Raw genomic sequence first — 18,057 nt, 5'->3', positions numbered from 1 at the left:
ATGACCATGAAGATTGCAATCCTGCCGGGTGACGGCATTGGCACTGAAATCGTTGCCGAGGCCGTCAAGGTGCTGAAGGTGCTGGACCTGTCTTTCGAGATGGAAGAGGCCAAGGTCGGTGGTGCCGCTTATGAGGCGCATGGTCACCCGCTGCCGGAGTCCACGCTGAAGCTGGCCCAGGCGGCCGACGCGGTGCTGTTCGGCGCCGTGGGCGACTGGAAATACGACACGCTGGACCGGCCGTTGCGCCCGGAGCAGGCCATCCTGGGCCTGCGCAAGCACCTGGGCCTGTTTGCCAACTTCCGCCCGGCGATCTGCTACGAGCAACTGGTTGGCGCGTCCAGCCTGAAGCCGGAACTGATCGCCGGCCTGGACATCCTGATCATCCGCGAGCTGACCGGCGACATCTACTTTGGCCAGCCGCGCGGCCGCCGCACCGCGGTGGACGGGCACTTTCCGGGCGCTGAGGAAGCCTTCGACACGATGCGCTATTCGCGCCCGGAAATCGAGCGCATTGCCCACGTTGCTTTCCAGGCCGCCCGCAAGCGTGCAGGCGGCAAGGGCGGCAAGGTCACGTCGGTCGACAAGGCCAACGTGCTGGAAACCTTCCAGTTCTGGAAGGACGTGGTCACTGCCGTGCACGCGGAGTACCCGGACGTGGCGCTGGACCACATGTACGTGGACAACGCGGCGATGCAACTGGTCAAGGCGCCGAAGAACTTCGACGTGATCGTCACCGGCAACATGTTCGGCGACATCCTGTCGGACGAAGCTTCGATGCTCACCGGCTCGATCGGCATGCTGCCTTCGGCTTCGCTGAATGCGAAGAACCAGGGCCTGTACGAGCCCAGCCACGGCAGCGCGCCCGACATCGCAGGCAAGGGCGTGGCCAACCCTTTGGCTACAATATTGTCTGCCGCCATGATGCTCCGTTTCTCCCTCCAACAGCCCGAAGCCGCCGACCGCATCGAGTCCGCGGTGAAATCGGTGCTGGCCTCGGGCTACCGCACGCCCGACATCTGGAGCGAGGGCACCCAGAAGGTGGGCACGCGCGAGATGGGTGATGCCGTGGTCACGGCACTCACCTCCACCAAAACCGGCAAAACCATTAAGAGCTGATCAGCTCCGGTTCGTCTCGCCCCTGCAACCCAGATCCCGGCGACACGAGCCGGGGAGGTCTGGATTTCTGCACTCTCACTAGGCAAGGCAAAGGCGAACTGACATGGCACAAGCACTCGTAGGACTGGTCGGCTGGCGCGGCATGGTCGGCTCGGTCCTGATGGACCGCATGCAGGCCGAAGGCGACTTCGACCTGATCGAACCGCTGTTCTTCTCCACTTCCAACGCCGGCGGCGCCGCCCCGGCGATGGCGAAGAACGAAACCAGGCTGCAGGACGCGTTCGACATCGAGGCGCTCAAGCGCTGCGCGATCATCATCACCGCGCAAGGTGGCGACTACACCACCGAAGTCTTCCCCAAGCTGCGTGCCGCAGGCTGGAACGGCCACTGGATCGACGCCGCCTCCACGTTGCGCATGAAGGACGACGCCGTCATCGTGCTGGACCCGGTCAACATGCCGGTGATCAAGAACGCGCTGAGCGATGGCGGCAAGAACTGGATTGGCGGCAACTGCACCGTCAGCTGCATGCTGATGGGCGTGGGGGCGCTGTACAAGGCCGGCCTGGTTGAGTGGATGAGCACCCAGACCTATCAGGCGGCCTCCGGCGGCGGCGCGCAGCACATGCGTGAACTGCTGACGCAGTACGGCACGCTGAACGCTGAAGTGAAGGCGCTGCTGGACGATCCGAAGAGCGCGATCCTGGAGATCGACCGCAAGGTCATCGCCAAGCAGCGCAGCCTGACCGAGGCCGAGACCGCCAATTTCGGCGTGCCGCTGGGTGGTTCGCTGATCCCCTGGATCGACAAGGACCTTGGCAATGGCATGTCCAAGGAAGAGTGGAAGGGCATGGCCGAAACCAACAAGATCCTCGGCCAAGGTGAGGGTTTCGGCTCGCCCGCCGTGCCGGTGGACGGCTTCTGCGTGCGCGTCGGTGCGATGCGCTGCCACAGCCAGGCACTGACCGTCAAGCTGAAGAGAGACGTGCCATTGGCCGACATTGAGGCCATGATCGCGGCGGACAACGACTGGGTGAAGTTCGTGCCCAACACCCGCGAAGCGACCATTCATGACCTGACGCCGGTGGCTGTCACCGGCACGATGACGATTCCTGTCGGCCGTGTGCGCAAGTTGGCGATGGGCCCCGAATATTTGGGCGCTTTCACAATTGGTGACCAATTGCTCTGGGGTGCGGCCGAGCCACTGCGGCGCATGCTGCGCATCCTGCTGGGCGCTTGAGGCCTGCCTGGGCAGGGTGCCCAGGTCTGCCTCGCATGCCACAACAGGGCTTCAAACGTGACTTGTTACACGCTCCGGCGCGCGCAAACCTGCTCCCGTTGCCACTTGGCAACAGGCAAGTGCAGCGGTTTGCGCTATTCAGCGCATTCGCGGCAACGTCAGGATTTGGATGAGCTTGGCAAGCTATATGCTTGATACAGTGCCGCTTTCCTGCCAGAAGTTCCCCACTTGTTTGGGGATATCCTGCAGGGAGTTTTGTCGTTGGCGTGCAGCCTGAGTTGCCCAGGCTCGCGGATTGCGTTTTCGGAGACGCTTTGAAGAACCCCTCATTCCTGGCCCGTGGCCCTCTGCTCAGTGCTGTTGCGGCGGCGGCGCTGCTGGCTTGTCATCCGATCGCGTCTGCGTTCAGCTTGGGCCGGATGACGGTTCAAAGCGCGCTGGGCGAATCGCTGCGGGCCGAAATCGAGATCACCGGCCTGACGGCCGACGAAGCCGCCTCGCTGCGCAGCAGCGTCGCTTCAGGTGATGCGTTCCGCGCAGCCGGTGTCGACTACAACGCGGTGCTGATCGGCGCCCAGGCCACGCTGCAACGGCGTTCGGACGGTCGCCCGATCATCCGCCTGGTTGGCGAGCGGGCGGTGTCCGAGCCCTTTGTCGACGTCATCCTCGACTTCTCGTGGAATGGCGGCCGGCTGCAGCGTTCGTACACGCTGTTGATCGACCCACCGACCACACGCAGCAGCGCCGGCACGCAGTCCGCGCCTGTGAATGCCGCGCCGGCGATCTCGGCCGCACCGATTGCGCCCACGCCGGCTCCCGCACCGGTGGCCCCGCCGCCCATTGCCACCGCGCCCTACACCCCGCCGCGCCCGGCGCCCGCACAGGCCCCGGCAACTGCGCCGCGTCCGGTGGCCAGCCAGCCTGCCACGCCTTCCTCTGCCTCAGGCGACAGCGTGAAGGTGCGCAGCGGCGACACCTTGTCGTCCATCGCCAATGCCAATGCGCGCCAAGGCGTGTCGCTGGACCAGATGCTGGTCGGGCTGTACCGCGGCAATCCGCAGGCCTTCCTTGGCAACAACATGAACCGGCTGAAGGCCGGCGTGGTGCTGAATGTGCCTGACGCGCAGAGCGCCGGCAGCATTGGTGCCGACGAAGCGCACCAGGTCATCCAGGCCCACAGCGCCGACTTCTCGGCCTTCCGCCAGCGCCTCGCCGAAGGCGCGCCTGCGGTCAAGACGACTGAATCGGCCCGCCAGGCCAGTGGCAAGGTCGAGGCCGCGGTGCAAGACCGCAAGCCTGGCGGCCCCGCCACCGCGCCCGACCAGCTGAAGCTCTCGCGCGGCAAGACCGGCGAGACCGAAAGCAAGATTTCCAAGGAAAGCGAGCGCAAGGCTGCCGACACCCGCGTGGCCGAGCTGTCGCGCAATGTCGAGGAGCTGAAGAAGCTTTCCGGCAACAAGGCTGCCACGGCGCCTGCGGCGGCCAGTGCGCCGCAGCTGGGTGTCAAGGTGCCTGTGGCTGCCGCGCCTGCGCCGGCCCCGGTTGTGGCGCCGGCCACCGCGCCTGCGGTGCGCGCATCGGCCCCGATACCACCCGCACCAGCGCCGGCAGCGGTCGTCGCGCCGCCGGTGCCGGTTCCGGCGCCCGTGGTGGCCTCGACTCCTGCGCCGGCCGCCAGCATCGCCACGCCAGCGGCGAGCGCTGCTGCCAGCGAGCCGGTGCTGCCGGCTTCGGTGCCCAAGCCCCGGCCCAGGCCCCTGCCAGCCCCGGTGCCGGAGGCCGAGCCCAGTTTCTTCGAGTCGCTGACCGGCAATCCCTTTGTGCTGCCAGGTGCTGTCGGCCTGGTGGCTTTGCTGGCCGGCCTTGGCGTGATGCGCCTGCGCCGCCGCAATAGTGACCAGGGCAGCGAGACCTCGTTTGTCGAAAGCAAGCTGCAGCCCGATTCGTTCTTCGGCGCCAGCGGCGGCCAGCGCGTGGACACCCGCGACGGCACCAGTTCCTCGTCCTCTTCGTTGAGCTACTCGCTGAGCCAGCTGGACGCCATCGGCGACGTGGACCCGGTCGCCGAGGCCGATGTCTACCTGGCCTATGGCCGCGACCTGCAGGCCGAGGAAATCCTCAAGGAAGCGCTGCGCACCGACCCAGGACGCGTGGCCATCCGCAGCAAGATGCTGGAGGTCTACGCCAAGCGCGCTGACGCCAAGAGCTTCGAGATCCAGGCCCGCCAGCTGCTGGAAATGACCGGCGGCCTGGGAGAGGACTGGGAGAAGGCGCAGGAGCTGGGCCGCTCTATCGACCCGAACAACGCGCTCTACCAGCCGTCTGGCCCGATTGACGAGGTCGACATCGACACCTCGTCCGATGCACCACCGGACCTGCGTGAAGACCCGGCCCCTGCGCCTTACCAGCCGCCAGTCGCACCGGCGCCGGTCTACGCCGCGCCAGAGCCGCTGCCTGCGTTCGACGAACTGCCGCCACATCCGGACGCGCTGACGCCGGACGGCCGGGTTTCGACCTACGACCTGGACATTGACCTGGACGCGGCTTCCTCGCTGACCGGCCTGGAGAGCACCCGTCCGCTGACGACCGTGGGCGGCAATGTCACCGAGCTGCCACCGCTGCAGGACGAACTGGGCGGCAAGCTTGACGCTTTGGACATGCCCGAAGTGCTGCCCACCGGCATGGAACCGCTGCCCGACCTGTCGGACCTGCAGCCGCCCGCGCCACCTGCTGCGCCGGCACCTGACTCCGGCTCGGTGGAGTTCGATTTCGGCGACCTGTCCCTGGACCTGAACGAGCCGACGACGGCCTCAGGCACTTCGGCCGACCTCAGCGCCGACCTCGAGCCCGAGACCGAATCCGGCGACACGACGCCGTCGATGTCGTTCGATCTGGAGCCGGAAGATGGTGACCCGCTGCAGCGCAAGATCGAGCTGGCCGATGAGTTCCGCCGCATCGGCGACGTTGAAGGCGCACGCGACCTGCTCGAAGAAGTGCTGAGCAAGGGCAGTGCTGCATTGCGCGCCCGCGCCCAGTCCATGCTGGATGAGCTTGGCTGACAGCGTGCCGGCTGGTGAGGCGGCCGACTCGCCGCCCGCCAGCCTGGCGACGGCGGCGATGTTGCCGCCTGCGCTGGACGAGGCTCCCTCGCAGCGCATGGCCCTTGGCATTGCCTACCGTGGCGATGCCTACCACGGCTGGCAAAGCCAGCCCAGTGGCCGCACGGTGCAGGACAAGCTGGAGACGGCGCTGGCCAAGTTCGCCGCGCAGCCCGTGACCACGTTGTGCGCCGGCCGCACCGACACCGGCGTGCACGGCCTGAACCAGGTCGTGCACTTCGACACCCCGCTGCAGCGCGAGCTGTTCTCGTGGGTGCGCGGCACCAACCGCTACCTGCCGCCTGACATTTCCGTGCAATGGGCCCGGCCGGTACCGGCCAAATTCCATGCCCGCAACAGCGCGCGCGGCAGGCGCTATCGCTACCTGTTGCTGGAGTCGGCCGTGCGGCCGGCCATCGAGCAGGGCGGCTGCGGCTGGATCTTCCGTCCGCTGGATGGTGACGCGATGCGCGACGCGGCGGCCCGTCTGCTGGGGGAGCACGACTTCAGCTCGTTCCGCTCGTCCGAATGCCAGGCCTTGTCGCCGATCAAGCTGATGCGGCAGATCGACATCAGCCGCCGAGGCGCCTACTGGCGCTTTGACTTCGAGGCCTCGGCCTTCCTGCACCACATGGTGCGCAACATCATGGGTTGCCTGATCGCCATCGGCACTGGCTCACGCGCGCCTGGGTGGATGGACGAGGTGCTGGCCGCGCGCTCACGCGACGCCGCCGCGCCGACCTTCGCGCCGCAAGGGCTGTATTTCGTCGGCCCGGTCTACGATGCCGACCTGCAGTTGCCGAACCACACGCACGCGATGGACTGGTTGCCATGACCCGAATCAAGATCTGCGGCCTGACCCGCGAAGCCGACGTCGACGACGCGGTGGCGGCCGGTGCCGATGCTGTTGGCCTGGTGCTGTATGCAAAGAGCCCGCGTGCCGTCACCGCCGCTCGGGCCGGCGAACTGGCGCGGCGGCTGCCGCCTTTTGTCACCCCGGTGCTGTTGTTCGTCAACGCCAGCGCCCAGGAGGTGAGGGCGGGGCTGGAAGAGGTGCCGATGGCGCTGCTGCAGTTCCATGGCGACGAGCTGGCGGATGACTGCGCCAGTTTCGGGCGTCCCTTCCTGCGCGCCGCGCGCATGGCACCCGGTTTCGATTTGCTAGACTTCGCAGCTCGCCACCCGCAGGCTGCGGCCTTGCTGCTCGACGCCCACGTCGAGGGCTACGGGGGCGGTGGAAAGGCATTTGATTGGTCGCTCATTCCCGCAAACGTGCCCCGTCCGCTCGTTTTGTCTGGTGGGTTGAATCCTGCAAACGTGATCGATGGGATCTTGCACGTCCGGCCCTGGGCCGTTGACGTCAGCTCCGGTGTGGAAGCAGCCAAAGGCATCAAGGATGCCGCGCTGATGCACCGGTTCTGCGAGGCTGTGCGCGAGGCTGATGCCCGCATGGCCGACGCGATCTCCTGATCCCAAAGGTTTTTCCATGTTTGCCTATCAACAGCCCGATGCGGCTGGCCATTTCGGCCCCTATGGTGGGCGGTTTGTTTCCGAGACGCTGGTGCACGCGCTCGACGAACTGCAGGCCGCCTACGAGCACTATCGCCACGATCCTGAATTCATCGCCGAATTCAACAGCGAGCTGGCCCATTTCGTCGGCCGGCCCAGCCCGATCTACCACGCCGCCCGCATGTCGCGCGAGATCGGCGGCGCGCAGATTTTCCTCAAGCGCGAAGACCTGAACCACACCGGCGCGCACAAGATCAACAACACCATCGGCCAGGCCTTGCTGGCCCGGCGCATGGGCAAGCCGCGCGTCATTGCCGAGACCGGTGCTGGCCAGCATGGCGTGGCCACCGCCACGATCTGCGCCCGCTACGGCATGGAGTGCGTGGTCTACATGGGCTCGGAAGACGTCAAGCGGCAAAGCCCGAACGTGTTCCGCATGCACCTGTTGGGCGCCAAGGTCGTGCCGGTCGAGTCCGGCAGCAAGACGCTGAAGGATGCCCTCAACGAAGCGCTGCGCGACTGGGTCACCAACGTCGAGAACACCTTCTACATCATCGGCACCGTGGCCGGCCCGGCGCCTTACCCGGCGATGGTGCGCGACTTTCAGCGGGTGATCGGCGATGAATGCCTGGTGCAGATGCCCGAGATGGCCGGCCGCCAGCCGGACGCGGTGATCGCCTGCGTGGGTGGCGGCAGCAATGCGATGGGCATCTTCTACCCGTACATCCCGCACGAGGGCGTGCGCCTGATCGGTGTCGAGGCCGCCGGCCTGGGGCTGGACAGTGGCAAGCATGCCGCCAGCATCTCGGCCGGTTCGCCCGGCGTGCTGCACGGCAACCGCACCTACCTGCTGCAGGACGACAACGGCCAGATCATCGAGACCCACTCGGTCTCGGCCGGGCTGGACTACCCTGGCGTGGGCCCCGAGCATGCCTGGCTGCACGACATCGGCCGCGCCGAATATGTCGGCATCACCGACGAAGAAGCGCTCGCCGCCTTCCACCGCCTGTGCCGCACCGAAGGCATCATCCCGGCGCTGGAGTCGTCGCATGCGGTGGCCTACGCGATGAAGCTGGCGGCAACCATGCGCCCTGATCAGAACCTGCTGGTGAACCTCTCCGGCCGGGGCGACAAGGACATCAACACCGTCGCCAGCCTGGCCGGGATGGAGGGCCTGTCATGAGCCGCATTGCAGCCACCTTTGACGCGCTGAAGCGTGACGGTCGCAAGGCCTTGATTCCCTACGTGACAGCGGGCGACCCGGCGGCGGACGCCACCGTCGAGATCATGCTGGCGCTGGCCGAAGGCGGTGCCGACGTGATCGAGCTCGGCGTGCCGTTTTCCGACCCGATGGCCGACGGTCCGGTGATCCAGAAAGCCTCCGAGCGCGCGCTGGCGCGTGGCATCGGCACGGTCCAGGTGCTGGCGATGGTGCGGGCTTTCCGCATCCGCAACCAGCACACGCCGGTGGTGCTGATGGGCTATGCGAACCCGGTCGAGCGCTACGACCAGAAGCACGGCTCGCAGGCCTTCGTGAAGGACGCGGCCGAGGCCGGTGTGGACGGCGTGTTGATCGTCGACTACCCGCCGGAAGAGTGCGAGGACTTTGCCGCGCTGCTGAAGTCGCACGGCCTGGACCTGATCTTCCTGCTGGCGCCCACGTCCACCGAGGCGCGCATGGCGCAGGTCGGCCGCATTGCCACCGGCTATGTCTACTACGTCTCGCTGAAAGGTGTGACCGGGTCCGGCAATCTGAACGTGGCTGCGGTCGCCGAGGTGGTGCCGCGCATCCGCCAGCACGTCAAAGTGCCGGTGGGCGTGGGTTTTGGCATCCGCGACGCGGCCTCTGCGCAGGCCGTGGGGAGGGTGGCAGACGGCGTGGTGATAGGCTCTCGCCTGATCCAGCTGCTCGAAACCCAGGCGCACGACTTGCTTGCACCCACGGCTCGGCAGTTCATGGCGGAGATCCGCCATGCGCTGGATGCGCTATAAAGTCACATTGAATGTTGAGGAGCTTTGATCCATGAGCTGGCTTGAGAAACTGCTGCCCCCGAAAATCCAGCACACCGACCCGAGCGAGCGCCGCTCGGTTCCAGAAGGCCTGTGGATCAAATGCCCCTCCTGCGAGTCGGTGCTGTACAAGACCGACCTGGAGCAGAACCTGAACGTCTGCCCCAAGTGCAGCCACCATCACCGCATTGGTGCCCGTGCCCGGCTGGATGCTTTCCTGGACGCCGAAGGTCGCTACGAGATTGGCCACGAAGTGCTGCCGGTCGACGCGCTGAAGTTCAAGGACAGCAAGAAGTACCCTGAGCGGCTCAAGGCCGCGATGGAAGCCACCGGCGAGACCGATGCGCTGATCGTCATGGGCGGCTCGGTGATGAGTGTGCCGGCGGTGGTCGCGTGCTTCGAGTTCGACTTCATGGGCGGCTCGATGGGCTCGGTCGTCGGCGAGCGTTTTGTGCGCGGCGTCGAAACCGCCATCGAGCAGAAGGTGCCGTTCATCAGCTACACGGCCACCGGCGGCGCGCGCATGCAGGAAGGCTTGTTCAGCCTGCTGCAGATGGCCAAGACCAATGCTTCGCTGACGCGGCTGGCCAAAGCCAAGCTGCCCTACATCAGCGTGCTGACCGACCCGACCATGGGCGGCGTCTCCGCCAGCTTCGCCTTTGTGGGCGACGTGGTGATTGCCGAGCCCAAGGCGCTGATCGGCTTTGCCGGCCCGCGCGTGATCGAGAACACCGTGCGTGAAAAGCTGCCCGAAGGCTTCCAGCGCGCCGAGTTCCTGATGCAAAAGGGTGCGGTGGACATGATCGTCGACCGTCGCCAGTTGCGCCAGACCATCGCCCACCAACTGGCGATGCTGCAACGCCAGAACGCTGACGCAGTGGCCTGACCCGGCTTCGAGACCGACCCAGCTTTTCCCTTTCTCTCCTTCGCCCCGGCCCGCCATCAGGCGCGCCGGGGCGTTTTCATCGGCACTTCGCTTCATGAACCTGGACGACTGGCTGGCGCACTGCGAGCGCCTGCATCCCAAGACGATCGACATGACGCTGGAGCGCACGCGCACCGTGCGCGAGCGCCTGGGCCTGCAATTCAAGGTGCCGCTGATCTCGGTCGCCGGCACCAATGGCAAGGGCTCGACCTGCACGATGCTGGACAGCATTGCCCGCGCCGCCGGCTACCGCGTCGGCCTGTACAGCAAGCCGCACCTGGTGCACTTCGAGGAGCGCTGCCGCATCAATGGCGAGCAGGTGGATGGCGCCACGCTGGTGCCGCACTTCGAGGCGGTAGAGGCCGCGCGGGGTGACATCTCGCTGACCTACTTCGAGTTCACCACGCTGGCAATCGCCCGCGCGCTGGCCGAAGCCGACCTGGACCTGGTGATCCTGGAGGTGGGCCTGGGCGGCCGGCTGGACGCGGTCAACGCGTTTGACGCCGACTGCGCGGTCATCACCAGCATCGACATCGACCATGTCGAATACCTGGGCCCGGACCGCGAGAGCATTGGCCGGGAGAAGGCCGGCATCCTGCGCGCTGGGCGTCCGGCCATCGTGTCCGATCCAGTGCCGCCGGCCAGCGTCATCGCTGCCGCCGAAGCCCTGGGCGCCGACCTGTGGCTGGCGGGGCGTGACTTCAACCAGTCCGGTGACCGCCAGCAATGGGCCTGGAGCGGTCGTGGCCGGCGGTATCACAGCCTGGCGTACCCGGCGCTGCGCGGCGCGAACCAGTTGCTGAATGCCGCAGGTGCATTGGCGGCGCTGGAGTCTCTGCGTGATCGCGTGCCCATCACCGCGCAGGCGGTGCGGCTGGGCCTGGCCACGGTTGAACTGCCGGGCCGCTTCCAGATCGTGCCGGGCCAGCCCACGCTGGTGCTGGACGTGGCGCACAACGCGCAATCGGTCGCCGCGCTGGCGCTGAACCTGGACCAGATGGGCTTTTCGCCCTGCACCCATGCGGTGCTGGGTGCCATGCATGACAAGGACCTGGACGCGCTGGTCGCACGCATGGCCACGCTGGTCGACAACTGGTACCTGTGCGACCTGCCGGTGGCGCGCGGCGCCAAGGCTGCCGAGCTGGCCGAGGTGGTGGCGCGTGTGGCACCGAAAGCGCAGTTGCAGCAGCACGCCAGCCCCAAGGCCGCGCTGGCGGCAGCCCTGGCTGGCGCAGACCCGGCTGATAGAATCGTGGTCTTCGGCTCGTTTCAAACCGTGGGCGGCGTGCTGAAGGATGGTCTGCCTCGGCTGGGCGCGCCTCACCAGGCGTGAGCGAGGCCAGGCAAGCGGGCCCTATCCTTCCAGCCTGCCGCCTGCCCGGTCATCACGCATGGGTTTGCTGTCCAAGTTCAAGTTCGGTTCTTCCAAGACAGCGGCCAAGGCAAGCCCTTCGGCCGCAGTCGACCCCGCCGAGTTGGTGCGTGAGGTGCGCAACCGGGCGCGTCGGCGCCTGATTGGCGCGGCAATGCTGCTGGTCATCGGCATCATCGGCTTCCCACTGCTGTTCGAGACCCAGCCCCGGCCGATCCCGGTCGACATCCCCATCGAAATCCCCGCGCGCGACACCGTGCCGCCGCTGCTGCCCAGCGGTGCGCGCCAGGCCAGGCCCGATCCTGCGCTGCAACCGCCGCCAGAAGAGGCGCCGGCTGGCAGCCTGCAAGCCAATGCGGCCGACGCCACACCGCAGGCCAGCGAGCCGTCTTCTCCGGCCAGCGTGGCCGCGCCGGTGCCCAGGCCGGCGCCGCTTCCGATGATCACCGAAACGGCGCCGAGCCGGCCGCAGCTCGTGCCCAAGCCGCCGCAGCCGTCCCAGGCCGTCGCCGCCGCGCCATCCAGCCCGCCGGCCGCCAAGCCTGCTTCAAAGCCGGCCGAGAAACCCGCGGAGCGTGTGGCCGAGAAGCCGCCGGAGCCCAAGCCGGTGGCGGTCAAGCCTGCCGAAAAACCGGCGGCCGAGAAGCCGACGCCCGAGCAGATCCTGGCTGGCAAGTCCACCGTGGCCGATGATGGCCGCTTTGTCGTGCAGATCGGCGCTTTTGCCGAAGCCGGCAGCGCCCGCGAGGCGCGTGGCAAGGTCGAAGGCCTGGGCTTGAAGACCTACACCCAGGTGATCGAATCGGCCACCGGTCGGCGCATCCGCGTGCGGGTCGGGCCGTACGCCACCAAGGCCGAGGCCGACAAGGCAGCGGCGCGCATCAAGGCCAGCGGCCTGCCAGCCGCGGTGCTGACGCTTTGAACACTGGTGTGCTGGCAGCCGACCTGGGCGGCCTGTCCGTGCTGGACTGGGGGTTGCTGGGCTTGCTGCTGATCTCGGTGCTGCTCGGGCTTTGGCGCGGGCTGGTGTTCGAGGTGATGTCGCTGGGCGGCTGGGTGCTGGCGTGGATCGTTGGCTTGCATGGCGGTCCGCTGGTCGGGCAGTGGCTGAACATCGGCCAGCCAGGCTCGATGTTGCGCACCGGCGTGGGTTTTGTGGTGGCTTTTGCGGTGACCTTGCTGGCTTGCGGCCTGGCGGCCAGGCTGGTGCGGGCGCTGGTGGCGGCCACGCCGCTGAGCGGGCTGGACCGGTTGCTGGGCGGTGTTTTTGGGGTGGCGCGTGGGCTTTTGCTGCTGCTGGTGCTGGCCACGGTGGTCAGCTGGACGCCGTTGGCGCGGGCCGATTGGTGGCAGGCTTCACAGGGCGCCCGTTGGCTGGCCAGCCTGCAGCATGAATTGCGTCCTTGGCTGCCGGAGCGCTTCAGTGCCAGCATTCCGGTGCGTGGCGCTTGATCCCGCAGTAGCCGCCTCCAGATGCCGGGTTTACCCGGTGACAGACAATTTCGACTTCTTTCGATCTTTTCGACCTTTCGAGAACGGACCCCTCCCATGTGCGGCATCGTCGGCGTGATTTCCAAACAGCCGGTCAACCAACTCATCTATGACGCGCTGCTGCTGCTGCAGCACCGCGGCCAGGATGCAGCTGGCATCGTCACCATGCAAGGCACCAAGTGCTTCATGCACAAGGCCCGCGGCATGGTGCGCGACGTCTTCCGCACCCGCAACATGCGCGCGCTGCCCGGCACCGTGGGCCTGGGCCAGGTGCGCTACCCGACGGCCGGCAACGCCTACAGCGAAGAAGAGGCGCAGCCCTTCTACGTGAATGCGCCCTTCGGCATCGTGCTGGTGCACAACGGCAACCTGACCAACGCGCACGACCTGAAGAAGGAACTGTTCGCGATCGACCGGCGCCACATCAACACCGAGAGCGACACCGAGGTGCTGATCAACATCCTGGCGCATGAGCTGGAAGTTGCCGCGCGCAACCTGCCGCTGTCGCCGGACGAGGTCTTCAAGGCCGTGCGCGCGGTGCACGGCCGCATCAAGGGCTCCTACGCCGTTGTCGCGCTGATCGCCGGCTACGGGCTGCTGGCGTTCCGTGACCCGTACGGCATTCGCCCGCTGTGCTTTGGCACGGCAGAAGGCGAAGAGACGGCTGGCGTGATGGTGGCCAGCGAATCGGTTGCGCTGGAAGGCACCGGCCACAAGTTCCAGCGCGACGTGGCGCCCGGTGAAGCCATCTTCATCGACACCGAAGGCCGCATCCACAGCGAACAGTGCGCGCCTTCCGCGACGCTCAATCCGTGCATGTTCGAGTACGTCTACCTGGCCCGGCCGGACTCGGTGATCGACGGCATCTCGGTCTACCAGGCACGCCTGAACATGGGCGAGACGCTGGCCCAGCGCCTGATCTCGACCATGCCGCCCAGCGATATCGACGTCGTGATCCCGATCCCCGAATCCAGCCGCCCGAGCGCGATGCAGCTGGCGCAGAAGATCGGCAAGCCGTACCGCGAGGGTTTCGTGAAGAACCGCTACGTCGGCCGCACCTTCATCATGCCGGGGCAGGGCGTGCGCAAGAAGAGCGTGCGCCAGAAGCTCAATGCCATTGGTGTCGAGTTCAAGGGCCGCAACGTGCTGCTGGTGGATGACTCCATCGTGCGCGGCACGACAAGCAAGGAAATCGTGCAGATGGCGCGTGAAGCGGGCGCAAACAAGGTCTACATGGCCTCGGCCGCGCCGCCGGTGCGCTACCCGAACGTGTACGGCATCGACATGCCGACCAAGGAAGAGCTGATCGCGCACAACCGCAGCATCGAGGAAATCCGCCAGTTCATCGGCGCCGATGCGCTGATCTACCAGGACGTTGACGCGATGAAGCGCGTGGTCGGCGCGTTGAACCCGTTGGTGCGCAGCTTCGAGGCCTCGTGCTTCGACGGCCACTACATCACCGGCGACGTCTCGGTGAAGGATTTCGAGACCATGAAGGCCCAGCGCGCCGCGCAAGGTGGCGACGAAGAAGAGATGGCAGACCGCAGCCGCCTGGCGCTGCAAAGCGGCAGCGAGGCGGGCTGATGAGCAGCGACAAGACCCACGTCAGCGACGAGGAGCGCCGCATCGCGCGTGCCAGGCTGCCCGAGGGCTTGCGCCCCGAGACGCTGGCCGTGCGCGCCGCGCTGGCACCCAGCCAGCACGGTGAAAATTCCGAGGCGCTGTTCCTGACCAGCGGCTACCTGCAGCCCGACGCCGAAACCTCGGCCCGCCGCTTCGCGGCCTCCGAAGACTTCACCTACTCCCGCACCAGCAACCCCACGGTGCGCAGCTTCGAGGCCCGCCTCGCGGCGATGGAAGGCACCGAAGCCGGGGTGGCCACGTCGACGGGCATGAGCGCGATCCTGCTGCTGATCATGGGCCTGCTGAAGGCGGGCGATCATGTGGTCTGCTCGCGTTCGGTGTTCGGCTCGACGATCAACCTGTTCGCCAAGGAATTCGGCAAGTTCGGCGTGGAGACCAGCTTTGTCTCGCAGACCGACCTCGCCGAATGGCGCGCGGCGATCAGGCCCAACACGAAGCTGTTCTTTGCCGAGACGCCGACCAACCCGCTGACCGAGGTCTGCGACATTGCCGCGCTGGCCGAGCTGGCGCATGGCGCCAGCGCGCTGCTGGCCGTCGACAACAGCTTCTGCTCGCCGGCCATCCAGCAGCCCGCCAGGCTGGGGGCCGACGTGGTGATGCACTCCGGCACCAAGTACCTGGATGGCCAGGGCCGCGTGATGGCCGGTTCCTTGTGCGGTTCGGAAAAGCTGATCAAGGATGTCTTCGGCCCGGTCATGCGCACCGCCGGCATGACGCTGTCGCCCTTCAATGCCTGGGTGGTGCTGAAGGGGCTGGAGACGCTGGGCATCCGCATGAAGGCCCACAGCGAAAACGCGCTGAAGGTCGCCCGGTGGCTGGAGAGCCGGCCCGAGGTGGCGCGCGTGTTCTATCCCGGCCTGGCCTCGCATCCGCAGCACGAGTTGGCGATGCGCCAGCACAAGGACGGGCAGGGGGGGGCCGTGGTGTCATTCGAGCTGCGGGCTGACACGCCTGAAGCCGCCAAGGCCGCGGTCTTCCATGTGATCGACAGCACCCGGGTGCTCAGCATCGCCACCAACCTCGGCGACACGAAGTCCATCATCACCCACCCGGCGACGACCTCGCACGGCCGGCTCAGCGAGGCCCAGCGCCAGGCTGCAGGCATCGGCCAAGGCCTGATCCGGCTGGCCGTGGGCCTGGAACACCCCGACGACATCACCGACGATCTGCTGCGTGGCCTGTCCACACTGAACCACTGATGAGCCAAGCACAACCATCCAAGCGGGTGCGCACGCGCATCGCGCCGTCGCCCACCGGCTTCCTGCACCTGGGCACGGCGCGCACCGCGCTGTTCTCCTGGGCCTACGCGCGCCATTTCGATGGCGACTTCGTGCTGCGCATCGAAGACACCGACGTGGCCCGCTCCACCCAGGCCTCGGTCGAACAGATCATCGCTTCGATGGACTGGCTGGGCCTGGGCTACGACGAAGGCCCGATCTATCAGATGCAGCGCCTGGCGCGCTACCAGTCGGTGATCGAACAGATGCTGGCTGCTGGCACCGCCTACTACTGCTACAGCACGCCTGAAGAGCTGGACGCGCTGCGCGAGGCCCAGAAGGCCCGTGGCGAGAAGACCGGCTACGACGGCCGCTGGCGCCCGGCGCCGGGCAAGACGCTGCCGGAAGTGCCGGCCGGCGTGAAGCCGGTGGTGCGCTTTGCCAATCCGCAGGATGGCGAGGTCAGCTGGCACGACCTGGTCAAGGGCACGATCACCATCGCCAACCGCGAGATCGACGACCTCATCATCCAGCGCCCGCCGGCCGACGACGCGCCCCCCGGCACGCCGGGCGTGCCGACCTACAACTTCGCGGTCGTGGTCGATGACTGGGACATGGGCATCACCCATGTCTTCCGCGGCGACGAGCACGTCAACAACACGCCCTGGCAGATCAACATCTTCAACGCGCTGGGCGCGCCGCTGCCGCAGTTCGGCCATGTGCCGGTGATCCTGGGCGACGACGGCCTGAAGCTGTCCAAGCGCCGCGGCGCGGTCAGCGTCACGGCCTACGAGGAAAACGGCTACCTGCCCGAGGCGATGCTGAACTACCTGGCCCGCCTGGGCTGGAGCCATGGTGACGACGAGCTGTTCAGCCGCGAGCAACTGGTGGAATGGTTCGATGGCCAGCACCTGTCCAGGAGCCCGGCGCAATGGGACCCGGCCAAGCTGGCATGGGTCAATGCCCAGTACATCAAGCAGACCGACGACCTGCGCCTGGCCGAGATGGCGGCGGCACAACTGCGCCGCCGCGGCATTGCGGTGCTGGAGTCCAGCCCTGGCAGCCAGCATGGCGTGACCGCGGCGATGTGCGCGTTGTTCAAGGACCGTTGCAGCACCACGGTCGAGCTGGCCGACTGGCTGGCGATGTACTTCGCGCCGGTGCAGCCGGTAGAAGCCGAGCTGGCGCAGCATGTGACCGACGCGGTGCGGCCGGCCCTGTCAGCGCTCGCCACGCGCCTGGAAGCGCTGGCCGAGTGGGACAAGGCGAGCATCCAGCAGGCGATCAAGGAGACCATTGGCGAGCAAGGCCTGAAGATGCCGCAACTGGCCATTCCGGTGCGGGTGCTGGTCTGTGGCCGGGCCCAGACGCCGTCGGTCGACGCGGTCCTTTCGCTGTTCGATCGTCAAGTTGTCGTCGAACGCTTGCGAAACGCTTGAATTTCGCTATATACTCTTGGTCTTGCTTGAACGGCGTAACCGATCAAAGCGGCTGAATTCAGGTGGTGGGGCGAAAGCCCGGCTTGCTTGAAGAAGGTGCAGAGATGGGGGTATAGCTCAGCTGGGAGAGCGCTTGCATGGCATGCAAGAGGTCAGCGGTTCGATCCCGCTTACCTCCACCAAACTTGGTGGCGCCGTTGAGGCAAAAAAGATCCAAGGCGCCCTTCGTCTAGAGGCCTAGGACACCACCCTTTCACGGTGGCTACAGGGGTTCGAATCCCCTAGGGCGTACCAGACACACTTCGGTGAGAGCCGAAGCAGGGTCTGGCAGGCAGTTGATGCCTGGAGTTGTTCGCAAGAGCAGCTTGAAGTTCAGCAAATGGTTAAAACCACTGCGGAGTGGTAGTTCAGTTGGTTAGAATACCGGCCTGTCACGCCGGGGGTCGCGGGTTCGAGTCCCGTCCACTCCGCCATCGAACAGCAACGCCTGCTGGACGAGAGTCCTGCAGGCGTTTTCATTCGATTGCCGTTGGTTGGCGAATTTGGGGGTATAGCTCAGCTGGGAGAGCGCTTGCATGGCATGCAAGAGGTCAGCGGTTCGATCCCGCTTACCTCCACCACCCCAGCCGATGGTTGAGAATGAAGTGAAAGTCTTGGCGCCCTTCGTCTAGAGGCCTAGGACACCACCCTTTCACGGTGGCTACAGGGGTTCGAATCCCCTAGGGCGTACCAGATACACTGCGGTGCAAGCTGCAGCGAGATTTGGCAGGCAGTTGAATGCCTGGGATGGTTCGAAAGAACCTTCCAAAATTCAACACCACTGCGGAGTGGTAGTTCAGTTGGTTAGAATACCGGCCTGTCACGCCGGGGGTCGCGGGTTCGAGTCCCGTCCACTCCGCCATAGAATTCCGTCTCTTGGCGCCCTTCGTCTAGAGGCCTAGGACACCACCCTTTCACGGTGGCTACAGGGGTTCGAATCCCCTAGGGCGTACCAGA

At 66.4% G+C, this 18,057-nt stretch carries 14 protein-coding genes and 7 tRNA genes; all 21 read left to right on the top strand.

Features of this window, described 5'->3' with window-relative positions; genetic code table 11:
* Positions 1 to 6: 6 nt before the first annotated feature.
* The 21 genes from leuB to AC3WR5_RS01910 all read left to right on the top strand — a co-directional run bounded on the left by leuB (position 7) and on the right by AC3WR5_RS01910 (position 18,055).
* Positions 7 to 1,119 carry a 3-isopropylmalate dehydrogenase gene (leuB, locus tag AC3WR5_RS02010; protein ID WP_492481452.1) on the top strand — a complete coding sequence of 371 codons (1,113 nt, stop codon included), beginning with the start codon at positions 7 to 9 and terminating at the stop codon, positions 1,117 to 1,119.
* A 103-nt stretch (positions 1,120 to 1,222) separates the two neighbouring features.
* Positions 1,223 to 2,356, top strand: coding sequence for an aspartate-semialdehyde dehydrogenase (gene asd / locus AC3WR5_RS02005; protein WP_492481450.1), 1,134 nt, complete (start codon positions 1,223 to 1,225; stop codon positions 2,354 to 2,356).
* Positions 2,357 to 2,775: 419 nt separating this feature from the next.
* Entirely contained in the window at positions 2,776 to 5,415 is a 2,640-nt protein-coding gene (locus AC3WR5_RS02000) for a motility hub landmark protein FimV (RefSeq protein WP_492481448.1), read from the top strand.
* A 58-nt stretch (positions 5,416 to 5,473) separates the two neighbouring features.
* Positions 5,474 to 6,289 (top strand): tRNA pseudouridine(38-40) synthase TruA, encoded by an 816-nt coding sequence (gene truA, locus AC3WR5_RS01995; RefSeq protein WP_492482596.1) that lies wholly within the window; start codon positions 5,474 to 5,476, stop codon positions 6,287 to 6,289.
* On the top strand, positions 6,286 to 6,924 hold the full coding sequence (locus AC3WR5_RS01990) for a phosphoribosylanthranilate isomerase (protein WP_141288346.1): 639 nt from the start codon (positions 6,286 to 6,288) through the stop codon (positions 6,922 to 6,924). The genes truA and AC3WR5_RS01990 overlap by 4 nt, the downstream gene beginning before the upstream one ends.
* A 16-nt stretch (positions 6,925 to 6,940) precedes the next feature.
* The gene (gene trpB / locus AC3WR5_RS01985) at positions 6,941 to 8,146 is read left to right on the top strand and encodes a tryptophan synthase subunit beta (protein ID WP_492481446.1); all 1,206 of its coding nucleotides are present in this window, start codon (positions 6,941 to 6,943) and stop codon (positions 8,144 to 8,146) included.
* The gene (gene trpA / locus AC3WR5_RS01980) at positions 8,143 to 8,955 is read left to right on the top strand and encodes a tryptophan synthase subunit alpha (protein ID WP_492481444.1); all 813 of its coding nucleotides are present in this window, start codon (positions 8,143 to 8,145) and stop codon (positions 8,953 to 8,955) included. The genes trpB and trpA overlap by 4 nt, the downstream gene beginning before the upstream one ends.
* 31 nt (positions 8,956 to 8,986) lie before the next feature.
* Positions 8,987 to 9,859 carry an acetyl-CoA carboxylase, carboxyltransferase subunit beta gene (gene accD / locus AC3WR5_RS01975; RefSeq protein ID WP_141288343.1) on the top strand — a complete coding sequence of 291 codons (873 nt, stop codon included), beginning with the start codon at positions 8,987 to 8,989 and terminating at the stop codon, positions 9,857 to 9,859.
* Positions 9,860 to 9,953: 94 nt separating this feature from the next.
* A complete protein-coding gene (folC, locus tag AC3WR5_RS01970; RefSeq protein ID WP_492481442.1) occupies positions 9,954 to 11,231 on the top strand; it encodes a bifunctional tetrahydrofolate synthase/dihydrofolate synthase in 1,278 nt (425 codons plus the stop codon).
* 58 nt (positions 11,232 to 11,289) lie between these two features.
* Positions 11,290 to 12,192: an SPOR domain-containing protein gene (locus tag AC3WR5_RS01965; RefSeq protein ID WP_492481440.1), complete on the top strand. Its 903-nt coding sequence runs from the start codon at positions 11,290 to 11,292 to the stop codon at positions 12,190 to 12,192.
* Positions 12,189 to 12,722, top strand: coding sequence for a CvpA family protein (locus AC3WR5_RS01960; RefSeq protein WP_492481438.1), 534 nt, complete (start codon positions 12,189 to 12,191; stop codon positions 12,720 to 12,722). Before AC3WR5_RS01965 ends, AC3WR5_RS01960 begins: the two co-directional genes overlap by 4 nt.
* 96 nt (positions 12,723 to 12,818) lie before the next feature.
* Positions 12,819 to 14,345, top strand: coding sequence for an amidophosphoribosyltransferase (purF, locus tag AC3WR5_RS01955; protein ID WP_492481436.1), 1,527 nt, complete (start codon positions 12,819 to 12,821; stop codon positions 14,343 to 14,345).
* Complete coding sequence (locus AC3WR5_RS01950; protein WP_492481434.1) at positions 14,345 to 15,604, top strand: O-succinylhomoserine sulfhydrylase; 1,260 nt, start codon at positions 14,345 to 14,347, stop codon at positions 15,602 to 15,604. Before purF ends, AC3WR5_RS01950 begins: the two co-directional genes overlap by 1 nt.
* Positions 15,604 to 17,061 (top strand): glutamate--tRNA ligase, encoded by a 1,458-nt coding sequence (gene gltX / locus AC3WR5_RS01945; protein ID WP_492481432.1) that lies wholly within the window; start codon positions 15,604 to 15,606, stop codon positions 17,059 to 17,061. Before AC3WR5_RS01950 ends, gltX begins: the two co-directional genes overlap by 1 nt.
* Before the next feature lie 106 nt (positions 17,062 to 17,167).
* Positions 17,168 to 17,243: transfer RNA gene (locus AC3WR5_RS01940), tRNA-Ala, on the top strand.
* A gap of 36 nt (positions 17,244 to 17,279) precedes the next feature.
* A tRNA-Glu gene (locus AC3WR5_RS01935) sits at positions 17,280 to 17,355 on the top strand.
* A gap of 102 nt (positions 17,356 to 17,457) precedes the next feature.
* Positions 17,458 to 17,534: transfer RNA gene (locus tag AC3WR5_RS01930), tRNA-Asp, on the top strand.
* Between the two features lie 71 nt (positions 17,535 to 17,605).
* Positions 17,606 to 17,681 (top strand) — tRNA-Ala (locus AC3WR5_RS01925).
* Between the two features lie 36 nt (positions 17,682 to 17,717).
* Positions 17,718 to 17,793, top strand: a tRNA-Glu gene (locus tag AC3WR5_RS01920).
* Between the two features lie 92 nt (positions 17,794 to 17,885).
* Positions 17,886 to 17,962: transfer RNA gene (locus AC3WR5_RS01915), tRNA-Asp, on the top strand.
* Positions 17,963 to 17,979: 17 nt separating this feature from the next.
* A tRNA-Glu gene (locus AC3WR5_RS01910) sits at positions 17,980 to 18,055 on the top strand.
* The last annotated feature ends 2 nt before the right edge of the window (positions 18,056 to 18,057 follow it).

Source organism: Ideonella sp. FW305-24 (assembly GCF_058788035.1).
The sequence above is the reverse complement of the archived record's forward strand: the minus strand, read 5'-3'. Positions and strand labels throughout refer to the sequence as shown.

Bases quoted from the DNA above. Each gene is read 5' to 3' on its own strand.
- AC3WR5_RS01965 (WP_492481440.1), top strand. From the start codon at position 11,290: ATGGGTTTGCTGTCCAAGTTCAAGTTCGGTTCTTCCAAGACAGCGGCC.
- purF (WP_492481436.1), top strand. From the start codon at position 12,819: ATGTGCGGCATCGTCGGCGTGATTTCCAAACAGCCGGTCAACCAACTC.
- AC3WR5_RS02000 (WP_492481448.1), top strand. From the start codon at position 2,776: ATGACGGTTCAAAGCGCGCTGGGCGAATCGCTGCGGGCCGAAATCGAG.
- accD (WP_141288343.1), top strand. From the start codon at position 8,987: ATGAGCTGGCTTGAGAAACTGCTGCCCCCGAAAATCCAGCACACCGAC.
- asd (WP_492481450.1), top strand. From the start codon at position 1,223: ATGGCACAAGCACTCGTAGGACTGGTCGGCTGGCGCGGCATGGTCGGC.
- AC3WR5_RS01990 (WP_141288346.1), top strand. From the start codon at position 6,286: ATGACCCGAATCAAGATCTGCGGCCTGACCCGCGAAGCCGACGTCGAC.
- trpA (WP_492481444.1), top strand. From the start codon at position 8,143: ATGAGCCGCATTGCAGCCACCTTTGACGCGCTGAAGCGTGACGGTCGC.
- AC3WR5_RS01950 (WP_492481434.1), top strand. From the start codon at position 14,345: ATGAGCAGCGACAAGACCCACGTCAGCGACGAGGAGCGCCGCATCGCG.
- leuB (WP_492481452.1), top strand. From the start codon at position 7: ATGAAGATTGCAATCCTGCCGGGTGACGGCATTGGCACTGAAATCGTT.
- folC (WP_492481442.1), top strand. From the start codon at position 9,954: ATGAACCTGGACGACTGGCTGGCGCACTGCGAGCGCCTGCATCCCAAG.
- gltX (WP_492481432.1), top strand. From the start codon at position 15,604: ATGAGCCAAGCACAACCATCCAAGCGGGTGCGCACGCGCATCGCGCCG.
- truA (WP_492482596.1), top strand. From the start codon at position 5,474: ATGTTGCCGCCTGCGCTGGACGAGGCTCCCTCGCAGCGCATGGCCCTT.
- trpB (WP_492481446.1), top strand. From the start codon at position 6,941: ATGTTTGCCTATCAACAGCCCGATGCGGCTGGCCATTTCGGCCCCTAT.